The organism is Ruminococcus sp. (assembly GCF_016283395.1).
The window spans coordinates 41,310-61,606 of the sequence record NZ_JAEEMU010000052.1; the positions used below are offsets into that span (position 1 = coordinate 41,310).

At 43.2% G+C, this 20,297-nt stretch carries 15 protein-coding genes; 14 read left to right on the forward strand and 1 reads right to left on the reverse strand.

Features of this window, described 5'->3' with window-relative positions:
* Positions 1-491: 491 nt before the first annotated feature.
* The 12 genes from QZZ41_RS13680 to QZZ41_RS13735 all read left to right on the forward strand — a co-directional run bounded on the left by QZZ41_RS13680 (position 492) and on the right by QZZ41_RS13735 (position 16,832).
* Positions 492-2,909 carry a hypothetical protein gene (locus QZZ41_RS13680; RefSeq protein ID WP_295073287.1) on the forward strand — a complete coding sequence of 806 codons (2,418 nt, stop codon included), beginning with the start codon at positions 492-494 and terminating at the stop codon, positions 2,907-2,909.
* Positions 2,910-2,980: 71 nt separating this feature from the next.
* Positions 2,981-4,072, forward strand: coding sequence for a tetratricopeptide repeat protein (locus tag QZZ41_RS13685; protein ID WP_295073289.1), 1,092 nt, complete (start codon positions 2,981-2,983; stop codon positions 4,070-4,072).
* A gap of 82 nt (positions 4,073-4,154) precedes the next feature.
* Positions 4,155-4,355 carry a hypothetical protein gene (locus QZZ41_RS13690; protein WP_295073292.1) on the forward strand — a complete coding sequence of 67 codons (201 nt, stop codon included), beginning with the start codon at positions 4,155-4,157 and terminating at the stop codon, positions 4,353-4,355.
* 194 nt (positions 4,356-4,549) lie between these two features.
* Complete coding sequence (locus QZZ41_RS13695) at positions 4,550-5,590, forward strand: LacI family DNA-binding transcriptional regulator (RefSeq protein WP_295073295.1); 1,041 nt, start codon at positions 4,550-4,552, stop codon at positions 5,588-5,590.
* A gap of 4 nt (positions 5,591-5,594) precedes the next feature.
* Positions 5,595-6,134, forward strand: coding sequence for a DUF5662 family protein (locus tag QZZ41_RS13700; RefSeq protein WP_295073297.1), 540 nt, complete (start codon positions 5,595-5,597; stop codon positions 6,132-6,134).
* Positions 6,135-6,192: 58 nt separating this feature from the next.
* Complete coding sequence (gene uvrC, locus QZZ41_RS13705) at positions 6,193-8,016, forward strand: excinuclease ABC subunit UvrC (protein ID WP_295073300.1); 1,824 nt, start codon at positions 6,193-6,195, stop codon at positions 8,014-8,016.
* A 533-nt stretch (positions 8,017-8,549) separates the two neighbouring features.
* Positions 8,550-9,749: a type II secretion system F family protein gene (locus tag QZZ41_RS13710; RefSeq protein ID WP_295073304.1), complete on the forward strand. Its 1,200-nt coding sequence runs from the start codon at positions 8,550-8,552 to the stop codon at positions 9,747-9,749.
* A gap of 21 nt (positions 9,750-9,770) precedes the next feature.
* Positions 9,771-11,357, forward strand: coding sequence for a pilus assembly protein PilM (gene pilM, locus QZZ41_RS13715; protein ID WP_295073307.1), 1,587 nt, complete (start codon positions 9,771-9,773; stop codon positions 11,355-11,357).
* A 20-nt stretch (positions 11,358-11,377) separates the two neighbouring features.
* Positions 11,378-12,187: a hypothetical protein gene (locus tag QZZ41_RS13720; RefSeq protein WP_295073311.1), complete on the forward strand. Its 810-nt coding sequence runs from the start codon at positions 11,378-11,380 to the stop codon at positions 12,185-12,187.
* A 69-nt stretch (positions 12,188-12,256) separates the two neighbouring features.
* The gene (locus tag QZZ41_RS13725) at positions 12,257-15,262 is read left to right on the forward strand and encodes a hypothetical protein (RefSeq protein ID WP_295073314.1); all 3,006 of its coding nucleotides are present in this window, start codon (positions 12,257-12,259) and stop codon (positions 15,260-15,262) included.
* A gap of 15 nt (positions 15,263-15,277) precedes the next feature.
* Positions 15,278-15,790 carry a type II secretion system protein gene (locus QZZ41_RS13730; RefSeq protein ID WP_295073317.1) on the forward strand — a complete coding sequence of 171 codons (513 nt, stop codon included), beginning with the start codon at positions 15,278-15,280 and terminating at the stop codon, positions 15,788-15,790.
* Between the two features lie 16 nt (positions 15,791-15,806).
* Positions 15,807-16,832 (forward strand): type II secretion system protein, encoded by a 1,026-nt coding sequence (locus QZZ41_RS13735; protein ID WP_295073320.1) that lies wholly within the window; start codon positions 15,807-15,809, stop codon positions 16,830-16,832.
* A 57-nt stretch (positions 16,833-16,889) separates the two neighbouring features.
* On the opposite strand, the gene QZZ41_RS13740 is transcribed toward QZZ41_RS13735, so the two are convergent.
* Complete coding sequence (locus tag QZZ41_RS13740; protein WP_295073322.1) at positions 16,890-17,762, reverse strand: A24 family peptidase; 873 nt, start codon at positions 17,760-17,762, stop codon at positions 16,890-16,892.
* 135 nt (positions 17,763-17,897) lie between these two features.
* On the opposite strand from QZZ41_RS13740, the gene QZZ41_RS13745 reads away from it, so the two are divergent.
* Together QZZ41_RS13745 and QZZ41_RS13750 are read left to right on the forward strand one after the other, a co-directional pair.
* The gene (locus QZZ41_RS13745) at positions 17,898-19,580 is read left to right on the forward strand and encodes a GspE/PulE family protein (protein ID WP_295073325.1); all 1,683 of its coding nucleotides are present in this window, start codon (positions 17,898-17,900) and stop codon (positions 19,578-19,580) included.
* Between the two features lie 30 nt (positions 19,581-19,610).
* The coding region (locus QZZ41_RS13750; RefSeq protein WP_295073328.1) for a type IV pilus twitching motility protein PilT at positions 19,611-20,297 on the forward strand (687 nt) is incomplete at its 3' end.

Below are 20,297 nucleotides of genomic sequence, written 5' to 3' on the forward strand. Positions count from 1 at the left end.
GTGTTTTTTTATCTGCCAATACACTATTAATAATACAACAAAATCACTGATAATGCAATAGCAAATTTCACGATTTCATAATTTTTTACGTCTATGTAAAATAATAACCGGTAAGAGTTATTATTTTGGTCTATCTGATAGGAAAACGCTTTAACGCCTTATATATAGGGGAATTATTTGATAAAATGTAAATTATTCCCATTACCTAATTTAACTTAAACAGTGTAGGAGAATTTTGACAAAAAAATCAATAACGATTTGTTATTTTCACCGAAAATTTTAATTCGGGTATAATTTTTCACGTCATTTTTTTAGAAAGTGTTGATTTTTTTTGAAGTATCATGTATAATATACTTGTATAGTTGTTCGCATCATGCAGGTTTCGCAGCAGTTTAAACTGGTTCTGCGCGGAAAAACTGCGGCGATCTGGGAAATCGGCGGTCCGCTGCCGTAAAGCGGAGGCTGCAGTTTTCTGCGGTGGGGAGAGGACTATGGATATAACACTGGTAACTTCTTCGTTTGATAAGGTCGTTCACGGTACCGATAATGATAAGAAAACCGGCTGCGGTATAAACCTGTTGAAGCCGGAAAATGTAACACGTTTCCACAGGACTTCAAGGATGACAGACCTTAAAGAGATCACTTGTGAGAAATGTAAGGCAAGTCTTGCAAAGAAGCTTATTAAGGCTGACAAGAAGGAAATGGCACTCCTTCTCAAGGAAGAAAAGAAGCGCGAAAAACTCGGATATGGCGACGAGGGAATCGTACCGCTCGGAAATACTACTGCAAGGATAACCAAAGATCCTGATGCGAGAAGAAAAGAAGAGGAAGCACGGAAAAAGGCTGCGGAAGAAGCAAGAGCTGCTGCCGAGGCTAAAAGAAAAGCCGATGAAGAGGCTGCAAACGAGGCGATCGAGTATTACAACAGACCTGCCGAGAATGCTGCACCCGAGCCTGCTGCACCTGTAAACAATATCCCGGGTACGGGAATACCTATGGATGACAGCCTTGCACAGTTTGCAATAGATGTACCACGTGAAGAAGAAAATGCCCCTGCTGCATCTGAGGAAGACGATTTCCTTGCTCAGTTCGCTATCCAGAAGCCCGATGCTCAGGCAGCTCCTGTTCAGAACAATGTGGCAGTGACAGAGGACGATTTTCTTGCACAGTTCGCTATCCCTACACCTCAGCAGTCGGCGATCCCCGGCGGCGAGCCTGCACCTGTAAATTACGGTACAGAGCCTGAGGAGATGGACGGTCTTGACTTTAATTATAATCAGCAGCCTGTACAGCCTGCTGCTCCTGTGTATGCTCAGCCCGAACAGGTACAGAGCGAAGAGGACATAATGCAGATGTACTCTATAGATAATAATGTTCAGGAGCCTGTATACGGTCAGAACCAGTACGGTCAGCCTGTTTATGAGCAGCCTGTCTACGGCGGAGATCAGCCCGTATATTACACGGAGGACGGACAGATCGTTCAGCCTTATATACCTCAGGATCAGCAGTATTTTCAGCCTGACGGACAGTATATCCAGCCGGATATGATCTATCCTGCCGAGCCATTACAGGGCACGGAAATGTACGATCCGAACCTTATGTACGGATATGATGAGACTATTCAGCAGGGTGTCCCTGTATCAGCTCCCGTTTATCCTCAGTATAACGAGAATATGCCGAAGGAAATGGATGAGCTTGATATCCCTGCTATAGGAGATATATCAGCACCTATTCCAGAAGCAATACCTTCCGTTCCCAATATCGGAGCTCCTGTTCTTGACGACATCTCAGGCGTTGAGGATATACAGGCTCCTGTCATTGACGATATCTCAATGGCTCAGGAAGCAGCAGATACTGTAAGCGACGGTATCCCCACTGTTGAAGATATTGCAGTCCCGGCATTTGATGAAATACCCAAGGCAGATCACACAGCTGCACCGATAATTGATGATATTTCGGCAGCAGCAGATCTGACAGCACCGATATTTGAAGATATGCCTGTACTTGGCGATGCAGGTGAAACGGTGATAGAGGATATTTCCGCACAAACATTTAATGAGCCAGTAATGGCAGAAGAGGAGTATGATAATATTATGAGTGATTATAATTATGTAGCACCGGGCGCAGGTGCAAATACAAACGAGGCAGAACAGCCAAAACAGCAGGCACAGCAGCCTCAGCAGATAATCAAAGTTCCGCAGCTTGCAGGATATGACGCAAATAATCAGCCTGTATACAAGTATGTTCAGATGAAGCTTGTAGGACGCGACCAGAACGGTCAGCCTGTATACGTTCCTGTTGGCGCACAGCCTCAGCAGAGACCTGCAGGTCAGCAGGCAGCAGCTCCTGCTCAGCAGACAGCAGCTCAGGCTCAGAGAGCAGCCGCAGCTCCTGTACAGCAGGCTCAGGCTCAGAGACCTGTAGCACCTGTTCAGCAGGCTCAGGTAAAGTCACCTGTTCCGAGAAAGCCTGTACAGCAGAGCGGTATCCCTTCGGCAAATATCTCAAAGATCGCTGTAAATCCACACAGCAAGTCAACTTCACAGGCATTTATCAATGCTATCGCAAGCTCAAAGGATTATGCTGACAAGAACCTCATCGAGACACAGGGACTCAAGGCTAACAGCCCTGTTCTTACATCAGTTGAGGACGTTCTTTCAACAATGGGCGATGAGACTGCAAAGAGACAGATGCAGGCAAAGGCACAGGCACAGCAGAATGTTCCTGTATTTGATGAATATAAGGCACCTCAGAAAACAAGCTACAGAGGCGGAAGCTCTGCTCCGAGACAGCAGTCTTCTTCAATGAACGATGCCCTTTACATGACAAAGGCTGAGCTCAAGGCTAAGAAGAAGCAGGATAAGATCGATGCTAAGTTCAGAAAGGAAATGTCCAAGAGAGGTTTCTAATCAGTTATGGTAACCGTCAGATGATCCTGACGGTTACTGTTTAATATCTCGCGATGAAATGAGGAAAATCAATGGCAGAAAACAAGATCCTTGAAGAGCTGAGAGCAAAGCTCACAGGCTCTACCGAGGAAAATACCAAATATCTCCGCGGCGTGGCTGAGACCTATGCCAAGGAGGGCAACATAGAGGGCATGAACGCCGCTGCACTGCTTCTTGTGGAAATAATGCCGCAGGATCAGAAGGACGAGGTCGAGAGACTTACTCATCTCGACGGTATGCGCCTCGATGAAATGCAGAATAAGATAGTTAAGCTCATAAATGAGAAGAATACAACAGAGGCAAAGTCGCTTGCTGAGCGTCTTTACAAGAAGATAACCATTGACTACAGAGAGACTGAAACAGCAAGGTTTGTTTCGCTTAGAAATCCTTTTGAGGATAATCTGTATCAGCTCAAATACAAGAAGGATCAGAAGGTGCTCAACCGTGCTCCCTTTGATTTCCCTTCATATATCACTACATATGCATATCTTCTTACAGAAGCAGGTTCGCCTCTTGATGCTATTCCCGTACTTGAAAAGGCTATCGAGTACAATCCCCTCGACTGCAACCCGAGATTTGAGCTTGCAGAGGTGTATAAGCTCCTTAAAAACAAGAGAATGCTTATAGAGACCACAAAGGAAACTCTTGAAGTTGCAGCTTCACCTGTTGCGATAGCAAGATGCTATGCCAATGTGGGTTATGCGCTTACGGATATGGGTGAATACGATGATGCAGCTCTGTTCCTGTCGGCAAGTCTTATATTTGCTCCGCATCCTGCCATTCCGTATGAACTCAGAGATGTTGCTGAGCGCAAGGGAAGTCCGATAAAGCCTCCTACTCAGGAAGATATAAACGAAGTAATGAAGAAGTACGACATACCTTACGGACCGAATGAGGATGTTGTATCTGTAGCTGCAAAGCTTGCTGCGAATTATCTCATGGATAAGGATATCCCAAATGCTCTTAAAGCGTTGAAGCTCACATACAACCTTACACGCGATGAGGAGATCAAGAAGGTCATACTCAAATACGAGCCTGATGCTCCGCTGGTTAGAAACGGAGACGAGGCAACAGGCGAACAGCCAAATATAACACAGACGGTGAATAATTCACCCGAAGAGTAATATCAGGGCACTTCCGAATGGAAGTGCCTTTTTATGCATAAATACGTTGCTTTCACAGATAATAACTGTGGGAGATGATAAAATGAGCAAGAAAAAAATACCCGTTCCCGAGCCCGAAGAAGAGGGATATATCTGTCCCTATGCTTCGTGGGGAGATATAACGGGACTTATTCCTTTTGCCGCAGGGGACAGCGTTCAGCTTAGCTCTTACGATGAGGTTTGTCCTTATCTGTCCGAATATGGCGGCGATAAAGATGAAAACATTAAAAGCTGCGGGGAATAACCTCCGCAGTCTTGTTATTATGTACAATAAAAACACATCAAATTTGACATATGTACCAAAATTTGCAAAACTACTTTATTTATTACTTAAAGCATGATATAATAGACAAGGTTAATTTAATTCGTTACTTCGGCAGCAACAAGTAATTATGCATAACATAGCTATACAAGAACTTAATAGATCGGGGGAGTTTTATGAAAAACGGAGTAAAAATGCTGGATATCGCCACAAAGCTCGGCGTCAGCGTTGTAACGGTCTCAAATGCACTGGCAGGCCGTGACGGAGTTAGTGAACAGATGCGTAAGCGTATCTGCGAAACTGCTGAAAAAATGGGCTACAAACCTTCAAATACCAAGAGCGAGAAACGCCGTATGACTATACCTAAGATAAGCAAAAACGTGGGTATACTTACGTCTGAGCGTTTTGTGGGTGCGAGGGGCACTTTTTACTGGGAGCTTACAGCAAGTATCTCAAATCAGCTTTCACAACTCAACGTATGCACAGTATACGAGTGTATATCAGCTGATAATGAAAAGGACGGCATACTGCCGAATATGATAGTTGACGGCAAGGTAGACGGCGTTATCGTTATCGGACAGGTACACAGAAGCTACATAGAGATACTCAGCAAGATGACTATACCGCTTATTTTCGTGGATTTCTACGACAACAGATACCATGTCGATTCAGTTATATCCGACAGCTTCAACGGCGGATATATGCTTACGGACTATCTTGTTTCAAAGGGACACCGCAGGATAGGCTTTTTCGGTACGCTCAACGCTACCAGCAGTATCAATGACAGATACCTCGGATACTTGAAGTGCATAATGGAAAACGAGCTTGAGTTCCGCATAGAATGGGTCATCGGCGACAGAAACGAAAAGGGTATACTCAACGATAAGATTGATTTCCCTGCCGATATGCCGACTGCTTTCGTGTGCAACTGCGATGAGACTGCTTTCCGCGTTATATCAGCTTTAAAGACAAAGGGCGTTCGAGTTCCAGATGACATAAGCGTAGTCGGTTACGACAACTACACCGTGTCGAGCATATGCATACCGACCATAACTACGGTAGAGGTAGACCTTGCGAAAATGGCAGAGGTATCTGTGGGAATTATGGCGAAGAAGCTTTCTGATCCAACATATTCCGAGGGCAGACGCATCATAAGCGGAAAGCTTATTGAAAAAGAGAGCGTGCTTGATATAACAGGCAGCTATAACAGGGAGTGACTTAATGAAGATACAAAACTTTTTAGGTCATTTTAAAACCGTTCAGCAGCACAGACATCAGGTGTTCATACACTGCGTTAAAGCAGGTATACCGTGGCGCGGATTTGTACATGACCTGTCAAAGTTCTCGCCTACGGAGTTCATTCCGGGAGTTAAGTACTTTCAGGGCGACCGCAGTCCAAACGAGAAGGAAAGGGAAGTGGACGGCAGCTCAAAAGCGTGGATGCACCATAAGGGGCGTAATCGTCACCACTTTGAGTACTGGACGGACTATGATCCCGAAACAAAGCTTATGGAACCTGTGAAAATGCCTGATATCTTCATTTTTGAGATGTTCTGCGACCGTGTGGCAGCTTCAAAGATATACAACAAGGAAAAGTACAATGAGTCAATGCCTCTGGAGTATTTCCTCAGAGCTAAGCCGCGCCGCAAGATTGAAAAAACAACAGCGGAAAAGCTGGAATTTCTCCTTACCATGCTTCGTGATAAGGGCGAGGACGAGGTGTTCCGCTATATCCGCAGACAGGTCAGAAAGATGAAGTGAGATTTGAAAAGGACGCCTGATGGCGTCCTCTGCATTTTAAGAACAGAGGTGAGATAAAATGAACCCGAGATTGCCATATCTCCGCGAAAAGACGTCAAAACTGACCACATCGCCGGGCGTGTACATAATGCGGCGCAAGGACAGTTCTATAATCTACATCGGCAAGGCGAAGAACCTGCATAACCGCGTCAGCAGCTATTTCCGCGAAAATCCCGATCATACGCCGAAAGTGGCGGCTATGGTCTCAAATGTGTATGACTATGATTTCATCGTTACAGACAGTGAATTCGAGGCACTTCTGCTGGAATGCAGTCTTATCAAGCAGCACAAACCCAAGTATAATATCCTTCTGAAGGACGACAAGGGATATCATTATATTCGTATTTCAGATGAGGAGTACCCTCGCATAACCAACGAAAAAAACACAAAACAGAGCGGCAGATATCTCGGTCCGTATACCAGCGGAGCTATAACCAAAGAAGCTGTAAATGAGGCTAACCGAGTGTTTATGCTGCCTACCTGTAAGCGGAAATTTCCGCAGGATTTCGGCAAGGGGCGTCCCTGTCTGAATTACCATATAAAGCAGTGCATGGGAGTTTGCAGAGGTAAGATAAGTGCAAAAGATTACCAAAGTGCAGTTGAGCAGGCGATAGAGTTCATCAAAAACGGAAGCTCCGAGTCGGTAGAGCGCATGGAAGAGGAAATGAACAGGGCAGCCGAAGCACTCGAATTTGAGAAAGCTGCAATGCTCCGCGACAGGATAGCGGCGGTGAAAAAGGCTTCCGAAAAGCAGAAAATAATAAACAGCGGCGTTGAGTCAGCTGACGTTATCGGTATAGCAGAATTTTACGACGGACTTTACATTTCCGTGCTGATGTACCGTGAGGACAGACTCTTCGATAAGGCGGTATTTGAGCTTCCGCTGCCAGATGAGGGTGAGGACATACTCAGCAGCTTCATGTTGCAATTTTACTATAAAAAGCCTGACATACCGCGTTCGGTCATAGTTGATCATATTCCCGAGGACAGTGAACTGCTCACTGAGATGCTTGAGGAACAGGCGCAGCACAAGGTGAAACTCCATGTGCCGCAAAAGGGCAGACAGCTGGAGCTTCTGAAACTTGCAAAAAACAACAGTGCGGAGTACGCCGCCATAAAAAATGACCGTACGGGAAAAGAGGTCATTGCACTTGAGCAGCTTGGGCGCAGCCTTGGACTTTCAAAGCCGCCCCGATATATCGAAGCCTACGATATATCCAACCTGTCGTCGGAGTCAATGGTTGCTGGAATGGTAGTCTTTGAGGACGGCAGACCGCTGAAAAAGGCGTATAAACGTTTCACCATAAAGGAACAGCAGTTCCAGAACGACTACGGCAGTATGCACGAAGTACTCAAAAGGCGGCTCATGCACATCGTAACAGGTGAGGGCGATGAGTACTTCACAAGAAAGCCCGACCTTATACTCCTTGACGGCGGCAAAGGTCATGTGAACGCGGTTGCGCCTGTATTGCGTGAATTAGGTCTGGACATACCTCTCTTCGGCATGGTCAAGGACGACAAGCACCGCACCCGTGCTATTGCAACGGGGGGAAGAGAGATACAGATAAACGAGCTGAGGTCGGTATTTGACCTTGTGACGCGGATACAGGACGAGGTACACCGCTATTCCGTAAGCTTCATGCACTCGCGCCACAAGAAAAAGACCTATAGCTCGGAATTGCTGAATGTACGTGGAATAGGCGAAAAGAAGGCAGCGAAGCTGTTTATGGAGTACAAGACCATAACCAATCTGCGCAGTGCTTCTCCCGAGGAGCTTGCGGCTGCTGCCGGGGTTAATATGGAGGTCGCAAAGGAGCTCTGGAAAACCATACAGGAGCTCTGAAAAAATCAGCAGGAATATTACATCAAAAATCATTATATTATAATAGTATACGTAACAGGTCAGACCGATTTCGGTGTAGATATAGTTAAAACAGCAAACTTGTCCACAGAATGCGCTCCGGTTTTTCGACTGTGAATACAACGTTTTTATGCAATAACAGTCAAAATAACTAAATTAGCAATAATCAAATTGCCGCAGTTTACAATTCTGTAAAAATTAGCAGAAAATATGAGCTTTTATGTTGCAATTTAAAAGTGAGTGTGATATAATTATTGTGGAAGTTTAACAATGTTTGGTATACGTGTGCATATACCATATATTGGGCTGCCTTTGATGTTGTGTTTTTGTAAAAAGCTAACCGTTTGTAGCAGTCGGTATTACAGATAGTATTTTTCTTGGTAAATATTGATAAAAAACGGTAGATTATTTATGTCAAAAAAGCGATTGAAAAGTAACTATTAAAATGTTATAATTGTTATTATTAAGGCAGTGTGAAACGTTCATCACAAGTAATTAATTATGGAGGTGGTTTCATGAAGAGTTTTTCCTATGTAGCTCAGGACGCAAGAAGCAGACAGGTCAAGGGAGTCATCAATGCGGAAAATGAGCAGGAATTCTTACAGAAAGTCAAGGAAAAAGGACTGTATGTTAAGGATTATAAGGAAAGCGATTCAGGTGACGCAAAATCAATCTACAAGTTCAACACGAAGGAACTAAACTTCTGTTGCAGACAGCTCAGTGCTATGCTTACTTCGGGTTTGACGCTTGTAAAAGCCATCGATATCCTTACCAAGGAGCAGGAGAACGAAAAGGCGAGAGCAATATGGCAGGATATCTACGAGAATGTACAGAAAGGTGAATCTTTCTCGTCAACTCTCGAGATGCACTCGGGTTCATTCCCTGAGTTCCTTATTTCCATGGTCGGCGCGGGCGAGAGCAGCGGTTCGCTGGATATCATCATGACTCGTATGTCTGATCACTACGCAAAGGAAAACAAACTTAAAAACACGATCAGAGGCGCAATGGTCTACCCGATCATCCTTCTTACCCTCTGTATTGTCATAGTTATCTTCCTCTTTACGTTTATCATGCCAGTATTTATCGACATGTTCGAGGATAAGAGCAAGATGCCTCTCCTCACTAAGATACTTGCAGCTATCAGTGACTTCCTGAAGACTAAGTGGTATATCCTCATTATCGTAGTTGCCGGTCTTGTATTCGGCTTAAGATATGCAATGAAGGTGCCAAGCTTCAGAAAGAAATTTGACAGAATGCTTATAAAGGGACCGGGATTTGGTCCTCTTATAACAAAGATATACACAGGAAGATTTTCCAGAACCCTTTCTTCACTCTATTCAAGTGGTATCCCAATGGTAGAGTGCCTGCAGAGAGCTTCAGCAATTCTCGGAAATTCATATATAGATGAAAAGTTCGAGACAGTTATTGATGAGGTAAAGCAGGGCGAACCGCTTTCATCAGCAATAACACGTACAGAGATATTTGAGCCTATGTTCTGCTCTGTAATATACGTTGGTGAAGAGTCAGGTGCTCTTGATACTATCCTCGAAAAGACTTCGGATTACTACGAAGAAGAATCAGATGCAGCTGTTCAGAGACTTGTTGGTATGCTGGAACCTTGCCTTCTCATCTTCATGGGTGTTATCATAGGTTTGGTTGTGTGCGGTATTTACCCTGCACTTTACGGCTCACTGGAAAGCCTCGAAAACGGTTAATAAGGAAAGGTGGAAAGATAAATGCTTTCATTTGATATTACAGATAGAAATATACGAGTAGTAAGAGGTGTTGAGGGTAACGGAAAGATCAAGATCAATTCCGCTGCTACAGTCAATGTTGAAGAGGGACTTATCGTTAACGGACACGTTAAGGACGTTCCTGCGGTTGCAACACTCATTAACAACGTAATCAAAATGCACAGAATGCCTGATAAGGAAGCGATCGTTTCGATCTCCTCCAACCTTACGATCTTCAAGGAAATGACAGTTGCCAAGGGCAGAGGTCAGGATCTCCAGAAGACAGTAAAGCTTCAGATGCAGGCAGAACTCAATCTCGATGATTCATACAGCGTGTCATACATCATAGTTGGTGACGCAGACAGCAGTGAGGTTAGCGAGCCTTCGTACAAGATACTTGCTACAGCTTGTCCTTACGAGATCGTTAACAGTTACAGAGAAATGTTCAAGCTTCTCGGCATTACACTCAGATCAGTAATGATCGGATGTAACTGTATCACAAAGGTTCTTCTTGCTGATACAAAGATCAGATCAAAGATGCCTCTCCTTGCTGTACAGATCGACAACAACTTCATCTCTCTCAACCTTTATGAGCAGGGACAGCTTTCATTCTCACGTTTCGCTTCTATCGATGCTGCTGACTACGGATATTCGGACGACTACGTATTTGAAGCCGTTAACGAGAACATCTTCCGTATGCTTCAGTTCCACAGAAGCCGTAACACAGGTGAGTCCATAGAGAACGTAATTTTCTACGGCGATACTCACGAGTATGTAAGACTTACTGACGAACTTGAAAAGCTTGATCTTAAAACAAGCCTTATCAACGTTCCACCACAGATCCACGGTCATGAAAATCTTGAATTCTCACTGTATGCTAACGCTATCGGTGCTATGTTCAAGAGAAACAGAGAGATCGAAAAGATCAATCTTCTTGAAACTGACTTCGGTACTGCTGTTAAGAACAAGATCAGAAACGAAAGCTCAGGCAATGTTGCCATGTTAGCTGCACTTATCGGTTCTGTTGTTATCGCAGGCGGTATTTATGCTTGGTATTACATCAAGGATAAGGGCATACAGAGCGACATTGAGGAGTGTGAGACTTTCATCAACTCAGATGATACAGCTAAGAAGCTCGCACACCGTGATCGTCTCATAGAAATGAAGAAGTCTGTAAATGCATATTATACAAAGGTAAATAACTCGTATGATGCATATCAGTCAAAGCCTGTTGTTGAAGGTAAGGTTTACGAGGAGATCGAAAAGATCCTTAAAGAAACCTGCGAGAAGGAGAAGATCGAGGAATTCAAGATCCTTACTCCTAAATACACAGACGGTACAATACAATTTACAGTAGAATGTGATGCTAATAAGGATCAGTTTTCGCAGAAGCTTCCCTCAAATTTTGTTGACAAAATCCTTTCAGATCCAATGTTCTGCGGTTCAAGCTACGGCGGATACAATATAACTAAGTTTGAAGAGCCAGGTAAGGAACCTGTTTATAAGATGCAGTTTGCCTCAAGTGCTAAGCTGACAGGTTTCAAGAGTGCTTATAGACCTGATGAGGAAAACGCTGATAAAGCAGAATGAGATGAGGAGGCTAACTAATAATGAAACTTAATTACAGAGATAAGATCATAGCTGCTATTCTTATAGCTATCACAATTCTTCTGATCGGTTTCTTTGCATTTATCAAACCAAAGTATAAGGATGTAAAGACACATCAGGAGACTCTTAAAGACGTTAAGAAAACACAGGCAGAGATCCAGGCTAAGATCGATGAGATCCCTGGTCTTAAGAAAGCTATCTTAAAGATCTATGAGGATACATCAGTAATCACTGCAAACTTTGTACCTATCACAGAAGTACAGGATCCTGTAGTTATTGATAAGTATATGCAGGAATTTGCTGATAAGTCAAAGGCAAAGCTTATGAAGGTAGAGCTCAAGGAAGCTAAACTCACACCTATTGAGTATTATTACAATTCACAGGAAGATAATTTTGCAGAAATGCGTAAAGCAGCTGATGCTGACGGAAGCCTTACAAAGGCATATGAGGCTTTGACTGCTGAAAGTACAGCTGTATCACAGAGAGCTAAGGAATCAATTATGCAGACACAGTATGCTATCATTATCCATGGCACTAAGAAGGCTGTATGGGCATATCTTGAACAGCTCAAGAATTTTGACAAGACAGCTAATATCAATTCAGTTGGTATTGATGATTACAGCTTCGGTCAGTATAAAGCAAAGGCTGCTAACGTTTCACTTCCTGATTCAAAGGATGCTGACGAGGAGACAATAGTTGAAACTGGTAGTGAAAAAATCTCAAATGCACAGGATGTAAAAATCGTCGTTACACTTTACTCAGTATACGAAATGACAAAGCCAAATGTTGACGAAGTTCCTTCTGCAAATTAAGATGCAGGCTTTCTATACCATACGCTAAGGTTATTCAATTGTTATAACTTGAAAGGCGGTTAGAGAAAAATGAAAACAGAGAACAGGAAAACATTGCGCGGCTCTGTATTGTTTACAGTTATTTGTGTAATGGCACTGTTGATAATATTCCTGACAGGTACTCTTGCTCTTGCATCAGCTTCGAGTAACAGAGCACATAAGTCATATGCATCATCACAGGCAAGTTACACAGCGAGAGCTGCAATCGACGCATTTGTACAATCAATGGAACGTGAAGCTGGTATCCCTGCTGCAATCGAGGATATGGGATCCGATCCACTTGATGTCGAGATGAAGCTCAACGATCCATCACTTGGTGTCATAGGAAGCTATTCCGAAGGTGTATGGAGAGAAGGAAAAATTATAATTGAGCCTGTTGCAAATTCGGATAGTTATATGTATACTGATCTCGATGGCAACGGTGCTAAGTGGGTAGCTGTAAATGCTGTTAAGGTTACAGCTACTTGCAGAGTGGGCAGAGAAGAAGAAACTGCTTCTGCTTACATTAGAAAGACAGCTGCTACTCATAACGAGCAGTCTCCCGGAGGTCTTGACGGACTTCAGGAGGTTGGCGGTAACTCATTTGGTAATGGTGGTTTGATCACAGGTGGTTTCGGTCTTGGTATTTCCAAGGATGCAACAGGTCTTTATGTTGCACACAACCAGACTACTGTAGAGACAAAATCAACATTCATCAATGGTAACTTAGTTATCGGTACATCATCTTTCGAGATCAATATAAAGAATCCTGTCAGCGAAAGCGGTGTAAAGCTTATGCCAAATTCAAAGACAGCTATCATGGGCAGTGTATATGTTCGTGATACAAAGGCTTTAGTTAATCTTGATTATGAGATGACATCTGACTACTCACAGAAGGATATCCCTTATCTCTATATTGATCAGACAATAGCTGGCAATGCAGGTCTTGAGATCGGCAGAGTCAGAAAGAACAATGCATACGCAAACCAAAAGGGTAAGGCTCCGTTCAATGTATTTATCGGTACATTGAATTGTACTAAGACGATCAATGATATCCAGATCGGTGGTGCTGATCTCTATCTGTTAGATGAGTATACACCATCTGAGAAGTATACAGTAATGTATGCAGACAGAAGCTACAGTGTTGACGAGTTAGCTAAGGAAGACGTTTCGAGATCTACAACCGATGATATAACCGGTATTGTCAAGGGTGATAATTACTTCGGTAAGTCATCAAGCAGTGCAGTTCTTTACGATTGGGAGAGCTCTTTCATTCATAAGACAGATTCACAGCACAAGTCAACAGGCGGTAACTTATACAGCATGGGTAATCTTACTCTCCAGAACTGTACAGTAAACGGTGAGGTAAGAGTAAACGGTGACTGTACTATCAAGAGCGGCGTTACTATCAAGAAAGATCTTATAGTTAAGGGAACTCTTACTTTTGACGGCGGAGATACTAACAGTGTTCAGGGAAAAATCTACTGTGATACCGTTTCAGGTGTATCAACAACTAAGGAAGAAGCACAGATTAAACCTGGTTATACTGAGCATCGTGACGAGCTTGTAGACGGCTATACAATAATTCCTAATGCTTCATATAATAATGATGCTGTTCCGGAAACAGAGTATGAATTTATTCAGGCTGAGAAGAAAGAAGAGTATGGCTGGAAAGTTGGTATAGTTTTCCCTGGTGCTACAGAACCTACTATTCTTGGCTGGGAAAATGATGATTATGAAGGCGCACCGGCAAAAGAATTCGCTATTTATGCCGTTGGCAATAAGTGGACAAGAAATAAGCCATATTATGTTACAAAGTATGACGGTACAGTAGACCATGACGACATTATAGATTCACCTGTATCAAGATATAAGGTTGATCCTAATGATATTGATACTATACTTGACGAGCCAACTGATGATGAGTTCTCATACTACAAACTTAATGAGAACGGCACAGTAGGTGATCCTGCTGATAAGTCTGATGCTGTTCGTACATATTATACTAATCCGGCAGGCGAGATCGTCAGCCAGGCAGAAGCATTCCAGAATGTTACAGTAGGTGCTTTCCCTGCATATTCGGGCAGCGGTAAAGAACCTGCATATCCGGCTTCAATGACTCGTGAAGCTATTTACGGAAAAGAGGATCCTGATTCACACGAATTTATCCCTGCTGATTCCAAGACAAAACTCGTAAAGAACATTGTTGAGGTAAGAAAGGAACTCAATATGGATAAAAACGGTGACTATGATGAGAATGTTTATCATAATCACGTTCCTAAGAAGTTCTGTACTAACGCAAGTGATGATACATTTATTGATGATCCTAATGATCCGTTGTACAACACAGCTGAAAACAAGGATCAGAGAAACAAGCTGCCATATGCATACAATGCAGACGGCACTCCAAACACTTCTTCAGGTGTATGGTCAGGCGGCAAGATCATCCGTTCATGTATAATCGGAAATCCTGAGGATGATACAAAGGCATTTACACCTAACGGAAATGTTAATATTCAGGGTTCAGGTGAAGGAATATGGATCATACTGAGAAATGTACACACAGAATCAAAGCACAATCTTGATTTCCTCTGTGATACATCAGCAGGTAAGGTTTGCTTCCTCATCGACGGCACACTTGATATTAGTAAGACTGATATCAGACCTACAGTAACAGGCGGCGGTGTTCAGGCTTACACATCAGGCTGTAAGGTTACTCCAAAGTCATGCTGGGGCATTGAGTATTACGGTACTGAAGGATCTAAAATTGATATGTATCAGAATGAGTGTACATTAGTTGGTACATTTATGTGCCCGAATACCACATTCTCAAATAAGGTTCAGTGTAAGACACCTTGTAAGTATGTTGATGAATATGGTGTAGAAAGAACTAATACACAGGCACCTATCGTTGGTAGCGCGCTCTTTAACAAGATCACTGATGCACAGAACAGCTTCGGAGTTCTTAACTCAGGCGGTGCCGGAGCAACAAATAATACTAAAAAAGCTTATACAGCTATCGGTACATACGAGATATCGTATTTCACAGGTTCATAAAGGAGGAATGTTCTTATGAAAAAAAGCAAAAAGAAGCTAAAGGGCATGACTCTGATCGAAATGATCATATCTATATTTATATTTGCTTTAATGGGCGGTTTGCTGATACTTGTAGGTACACATATTGATGCTACCTCAAAGGCAACTAACAATCTTAAAAATAAGGTCGTAGTTGAGTCGCCTTATGCGGCAAATCATATTAAAGAAATTGGAATGGATGCTGAATCAGGTGAGCCTGTTACTCTTCCAGCAAGCGAAATGGATATACAGGTTAAGATCCATGCAAGCGGAAAATACTGGGATGATGATCCTAATGATCCGAATTCAAAAATACCGATATCTTATGGTGATGCTGACGGTAATGTAGTTGTTGATATGAAAGCCACTAAGTATTCCACTGAGAAGCTTATGACTGACGGAATGACTGACGAGGAGATCGCAGAAATGCAGAAGAAAGCAAACGGAAAGCTCAATCTCGATTTCTTTGAAGTAAAAGAAGAAGAACCAACTACAGAACCAACAACATAATGAGGAGGGAAAGTCAATGAAACATCGTGTAAAAAAGGGCTTTACTCTCGTAGAACTCATAGTTGTTATGGCGATATTCTCGATCCTTATGGTTGCAGTAATGGCACTAACAGGACCGGTACAGAGATTGTTCCAGAAAACAGCTCTTTCAGAAAAAACATATTCTTATGCAAACAATATCCAGCTTAACCTTCAGGGTAAGCTGGAGTATGCAGAAGATGTATGGGTATGTACATCTGATAAGCTCGATGCAAATGGTGTAGACGGCGTTGATGATGAAGATATTGCAGCTAAAGTCGAGGAATTCAGAAGTTCACACTTCCAGAATACAGTAGGCTATGACGGCGCAAATGTTAACTATCTTAAAGGAAATATCCATGTTATAAAGCTTTGCAACAATGCTTGCAAGGATTCAAGCGGCAAGGATGTTGCTCAGGGACAGATACTTCACAGAACATATCCATTCTCTTCTAAGGAAGCAGATAAAATCATATCATCTTCGACTTTCACTGAAGAAAAAGCTTTAAATGATGCTTTTTTCAATGCTCAGGATGCTGCATTCAACTTCAACTACTCTCTTGGTACATCAAATTTAAAGGTCGTTGATCTTCCCGATGATCCAAGTCTGACGGGTGTTGACAAGTCTGTAACTTACAGAGCTATGGAAAATGATATCAATGATAAACCATACATATTATCAGTACAAAATCTTGGTCTCTCGATTGTTATTTGTAAGAGCGAGGGCGGATCTGTGGATGTTCCTGCTGGCCCGGGACACAAAGCTTACAGAGCTTTTGCAAGCCCAGCAGCAGTACAGATGGCAAATCTTCCTCTTACAAACATCAACGAAAGAGCAAAGACAGTTCCCTCACAGTTCAAACTCAAGGGAGTTCAGAGACCTAAGATGGATACAGTTGGTAGTGTAGAGCTTCAGGCTCATGGTGACACAGGTGATGCATTCAGCTGTGCATATGCAAACACAGACTTTAGTTTCACAAACGATATCTATTTTATTTACGCATACACAGACGAAATATATTAATAAGTAAAAAAAAACAGGCAGCAGTTAATGCTGCTGCCTGTACTTATTTTTGACTGCTTACTCAAATGTGAGCATATTCAGATACCATTGAGCTATCTGATTTCCACACAAGCATCCGACCGCAATTCCTATTGCAAGGAATGGTCCGAATGCAAACTTTGAATCCTTTGTAACGATCTTAACTATCAGACCTCCGATGGCGGCGGTCATGATACCAATGAATGTTGAAGCGATAACAGCCCGCGTTCCAAGAAATGCACCGGCTGCAAACATAAGGTATGTATCACCAAGTTCGATCGCTCTGAAATCTTCACCGAACTTCTTCTTGATGATCGGTCGGCTGATCTCACCGATAAGAAAGAATGGTACACTGATTATGAATGCACCGATTATGCGGCTCTTGAGACTTACATCATGGTACTCACGAGAGTAGAAAAGATGTAACGGGACAGCAAGGATAAGAATAATGGCTACCATGCCGACATAAATATCCTTTGTATCCCAGTCGATAAATCCTATACATATAAGGATCGACATTACAACGCAGGTTATTATGGATTTAACATTTATATCCAAAACCATAAACGTCAGTACGTAGAGGAGACCATTGAGTGACTCTACGATGGGATAGCGCGGTGAGATCTTCTGACCGCAGCTGTGACATTTTCCTCTGAGCATGAGCCAGCTGAAAACCGGTATAAGGTCGATTGGTCTGATCTTGGCACCGCAGGTCATGCAGTGTGAAGCTTTTTCCTTATCTTCTTTTGATTTTCCTATTCCGAGTACCGACTCGCCTGCGGGAAGTCTTAGAATGACAACGTTGAGGAAGCTTCCGATACAGATGCCAAACAGGAAAATGATGACGTAAAACATGATCTTGAAAGGTAGCTCGGTAAATTCATCGTGGAGCATATTTTCAAATTCAAACATGATTTTACCCCTCCTTCATATTATAAAGTACATAATCTTATTATAACATAAATTATGGAAAATTCAAGTACAATTTTAGAATATCAGGAGTATGACGGATACGAGTGATATTCAGAAAATAAGCGGAGGTTTTTTATGAGAAACGAGAGAATTGGTGACTACTTAGTCAATCAAGGGCTTATCACAAGCGAACAGCTTCAGCAGGTACTTGAAGCTCAGAAAGCATCAAACGGTTCAAAGAAATTTGGTGACGTTGTTGTTGAGCTGGGATTCATGTCAGAAGTTAACTTCGCAAAGGCACTGGCCGGAAACCTGAGAGTTCAGTATGTTGACCTCGACAATATCGAGATCAACGGCGATGCTGTACAGATGGTTCCTGAGGCACTTGCAAGAAAGCACACTGTAATCGCTATCAATGTACAAGGTAAGCGTCTTACAGTTGCTACAAACGATCCTGTAAACTTCATCGTCCTCGAAGACATCAAGGTTTCTACAGGTATGGACACCGTTCCTGTTCTTGCAACAACATCAGCTATCAACAAGGCTATCGGTAAGTGCTACTCAATGCAGAACGTTGACAGCGTTCTCGAAGGTGTTTCGAATATGGGCGGCGACCTCGGTGAAATGACTGAGGCTGATATCGAGTCTAAGGACAGAGTTGAAAGCGCACCTATCGTTAAGCTTGCAACTACTATCGTTGAAAACTCATACAGAGCAGACGCTACCGATATTCATATCGAGCCGTTTGACAAGTATACAAGAATACGTATCCGTGTAAACGGCGATCTCGTTGAACTCATGAATATTTCCAGTGCAGTTCACAGTGCGCTGACAACACGTTTTAAGCTCATAAGCGGTATGAACATCGCTGAAAAGAGAGTACCTCAGGACGGCCGTTTCACACAGGTCGTTGACGGAACAACTCTTGATGTCCGTGTATCCTCACTTCCAATGGTACACGGTGAAAAGATCGTTATCCGAATTCTTTCAACCGGACAGATCGCACTCCGTAAGATCACGGATCTGGGTATGTCTGATTATAACTATACACTGTTCGAGTCAATGCTGAGAGTTCCTCACGGCGTTATCCTCGTTACAGGACCTACCGGTTCAGGTAAAACAACTACACTTTACGCTGCTCTTGGAGAGATCGCTAAGCCAAACGTAAACGTTGTAACTGTTGAGGACCCTGTCGAAAAGGCTATCGACGGTATCAACCAGTGTCAGGTTAATATGAAGGCAGGTATGACATTCGCAGCTGCTCTTCGTTCTATCCTCCGTCAGGACCCTGACGTAGTAATGATCGGTGAGATGCGTGATACCGAGACAGCAGATATCGGTATCCGTGCCGCTATCACAGGACACTTGGTTCTTTCCACACTTCATACAAACGACGCTGCTTCGACAGTTGTTCGTCTTGTTGATATGGGTGTTGCTCCTTACATGGTTGCAACTTCACTTATCGGTGTTATCGCTCAGCGACTTGTAAAGGTACTCTGCCCTGAGTGTAAGAAGCCAAGAATGTCAACTCCCGAAGAAAATGATCTCATGGGAATAGATCATTCGATCCAGATCTTTGAGGCAGGCGGCTGCCCTGTATGCAACAACACAGGCTACAGAGGAAGAACTGCTATCCACGAGATCATTCACTGTACAACAACTGTTTCTTCTATCATCGCAGCAGGCGGTACAAAGGAAGAAATCGAAAAGGCTGCAAAGGCAAACGGAACAAAGCTGCTTCGTGACAACGCTGCTGAACTCGTAATGGCAGGAGAAACATCTATAGATGAGCTTGTAAGAGCTACATACACAGTATAATAGCTTTATCTATATAGGGAGGAAAATAACATGGCAATTGAAATTCATAGAATACTTGACGAGGTAAGACTCCTCGGTTGTTCTGACCTTCACTTTACAGACAGGATCGCTCCTGTTGTTCGTCTTAACGGTACACTCAGAACTATGCGTTCACAGTATCCTGAAATGGACGAGGAAGAAATACTCAACATCGTTCACCAGATGACAAACGATGCACAGCAGACAAGCGTTAACAATCACCACGATACTGACTTCTCGTTCACAACAAGAAGCGGTTACCGTCACCGTGTAAACGTATACTTCCAGAAGGGTAAGCCTGCTATCGCTATCCGTCTTCTCAGAAACGATATCCCAACACTTGAGGATCTCGGACTTCCTCCGATCCTTGCAGATTTCGCAATGCGTCCCCGTGGACTCGTTCTCGTAACAGGTCCTACCGGTTCAGGTAAATCTACGACCCTCGCAGCTATGATCGACTTCGTTAACCTTAACAGAAGTGCTCACGTTATAACTGTTGAGGACCCTATCGAGTACGTTCACGAGCATAAGAGATGTATGGTAAACCAGAGAGAGATCGGCGACGATGTTCCGTCATTCGCACTTGCTCTGAGAGCTGCTCTCCGTGAGGACCCTGATGTAATCCTCGTAGGAGAAATGCGTGACTTCGAGACTATCCAGGCTGCTGTAACCGCCGCTGAAACAGGACATCTCGTTATG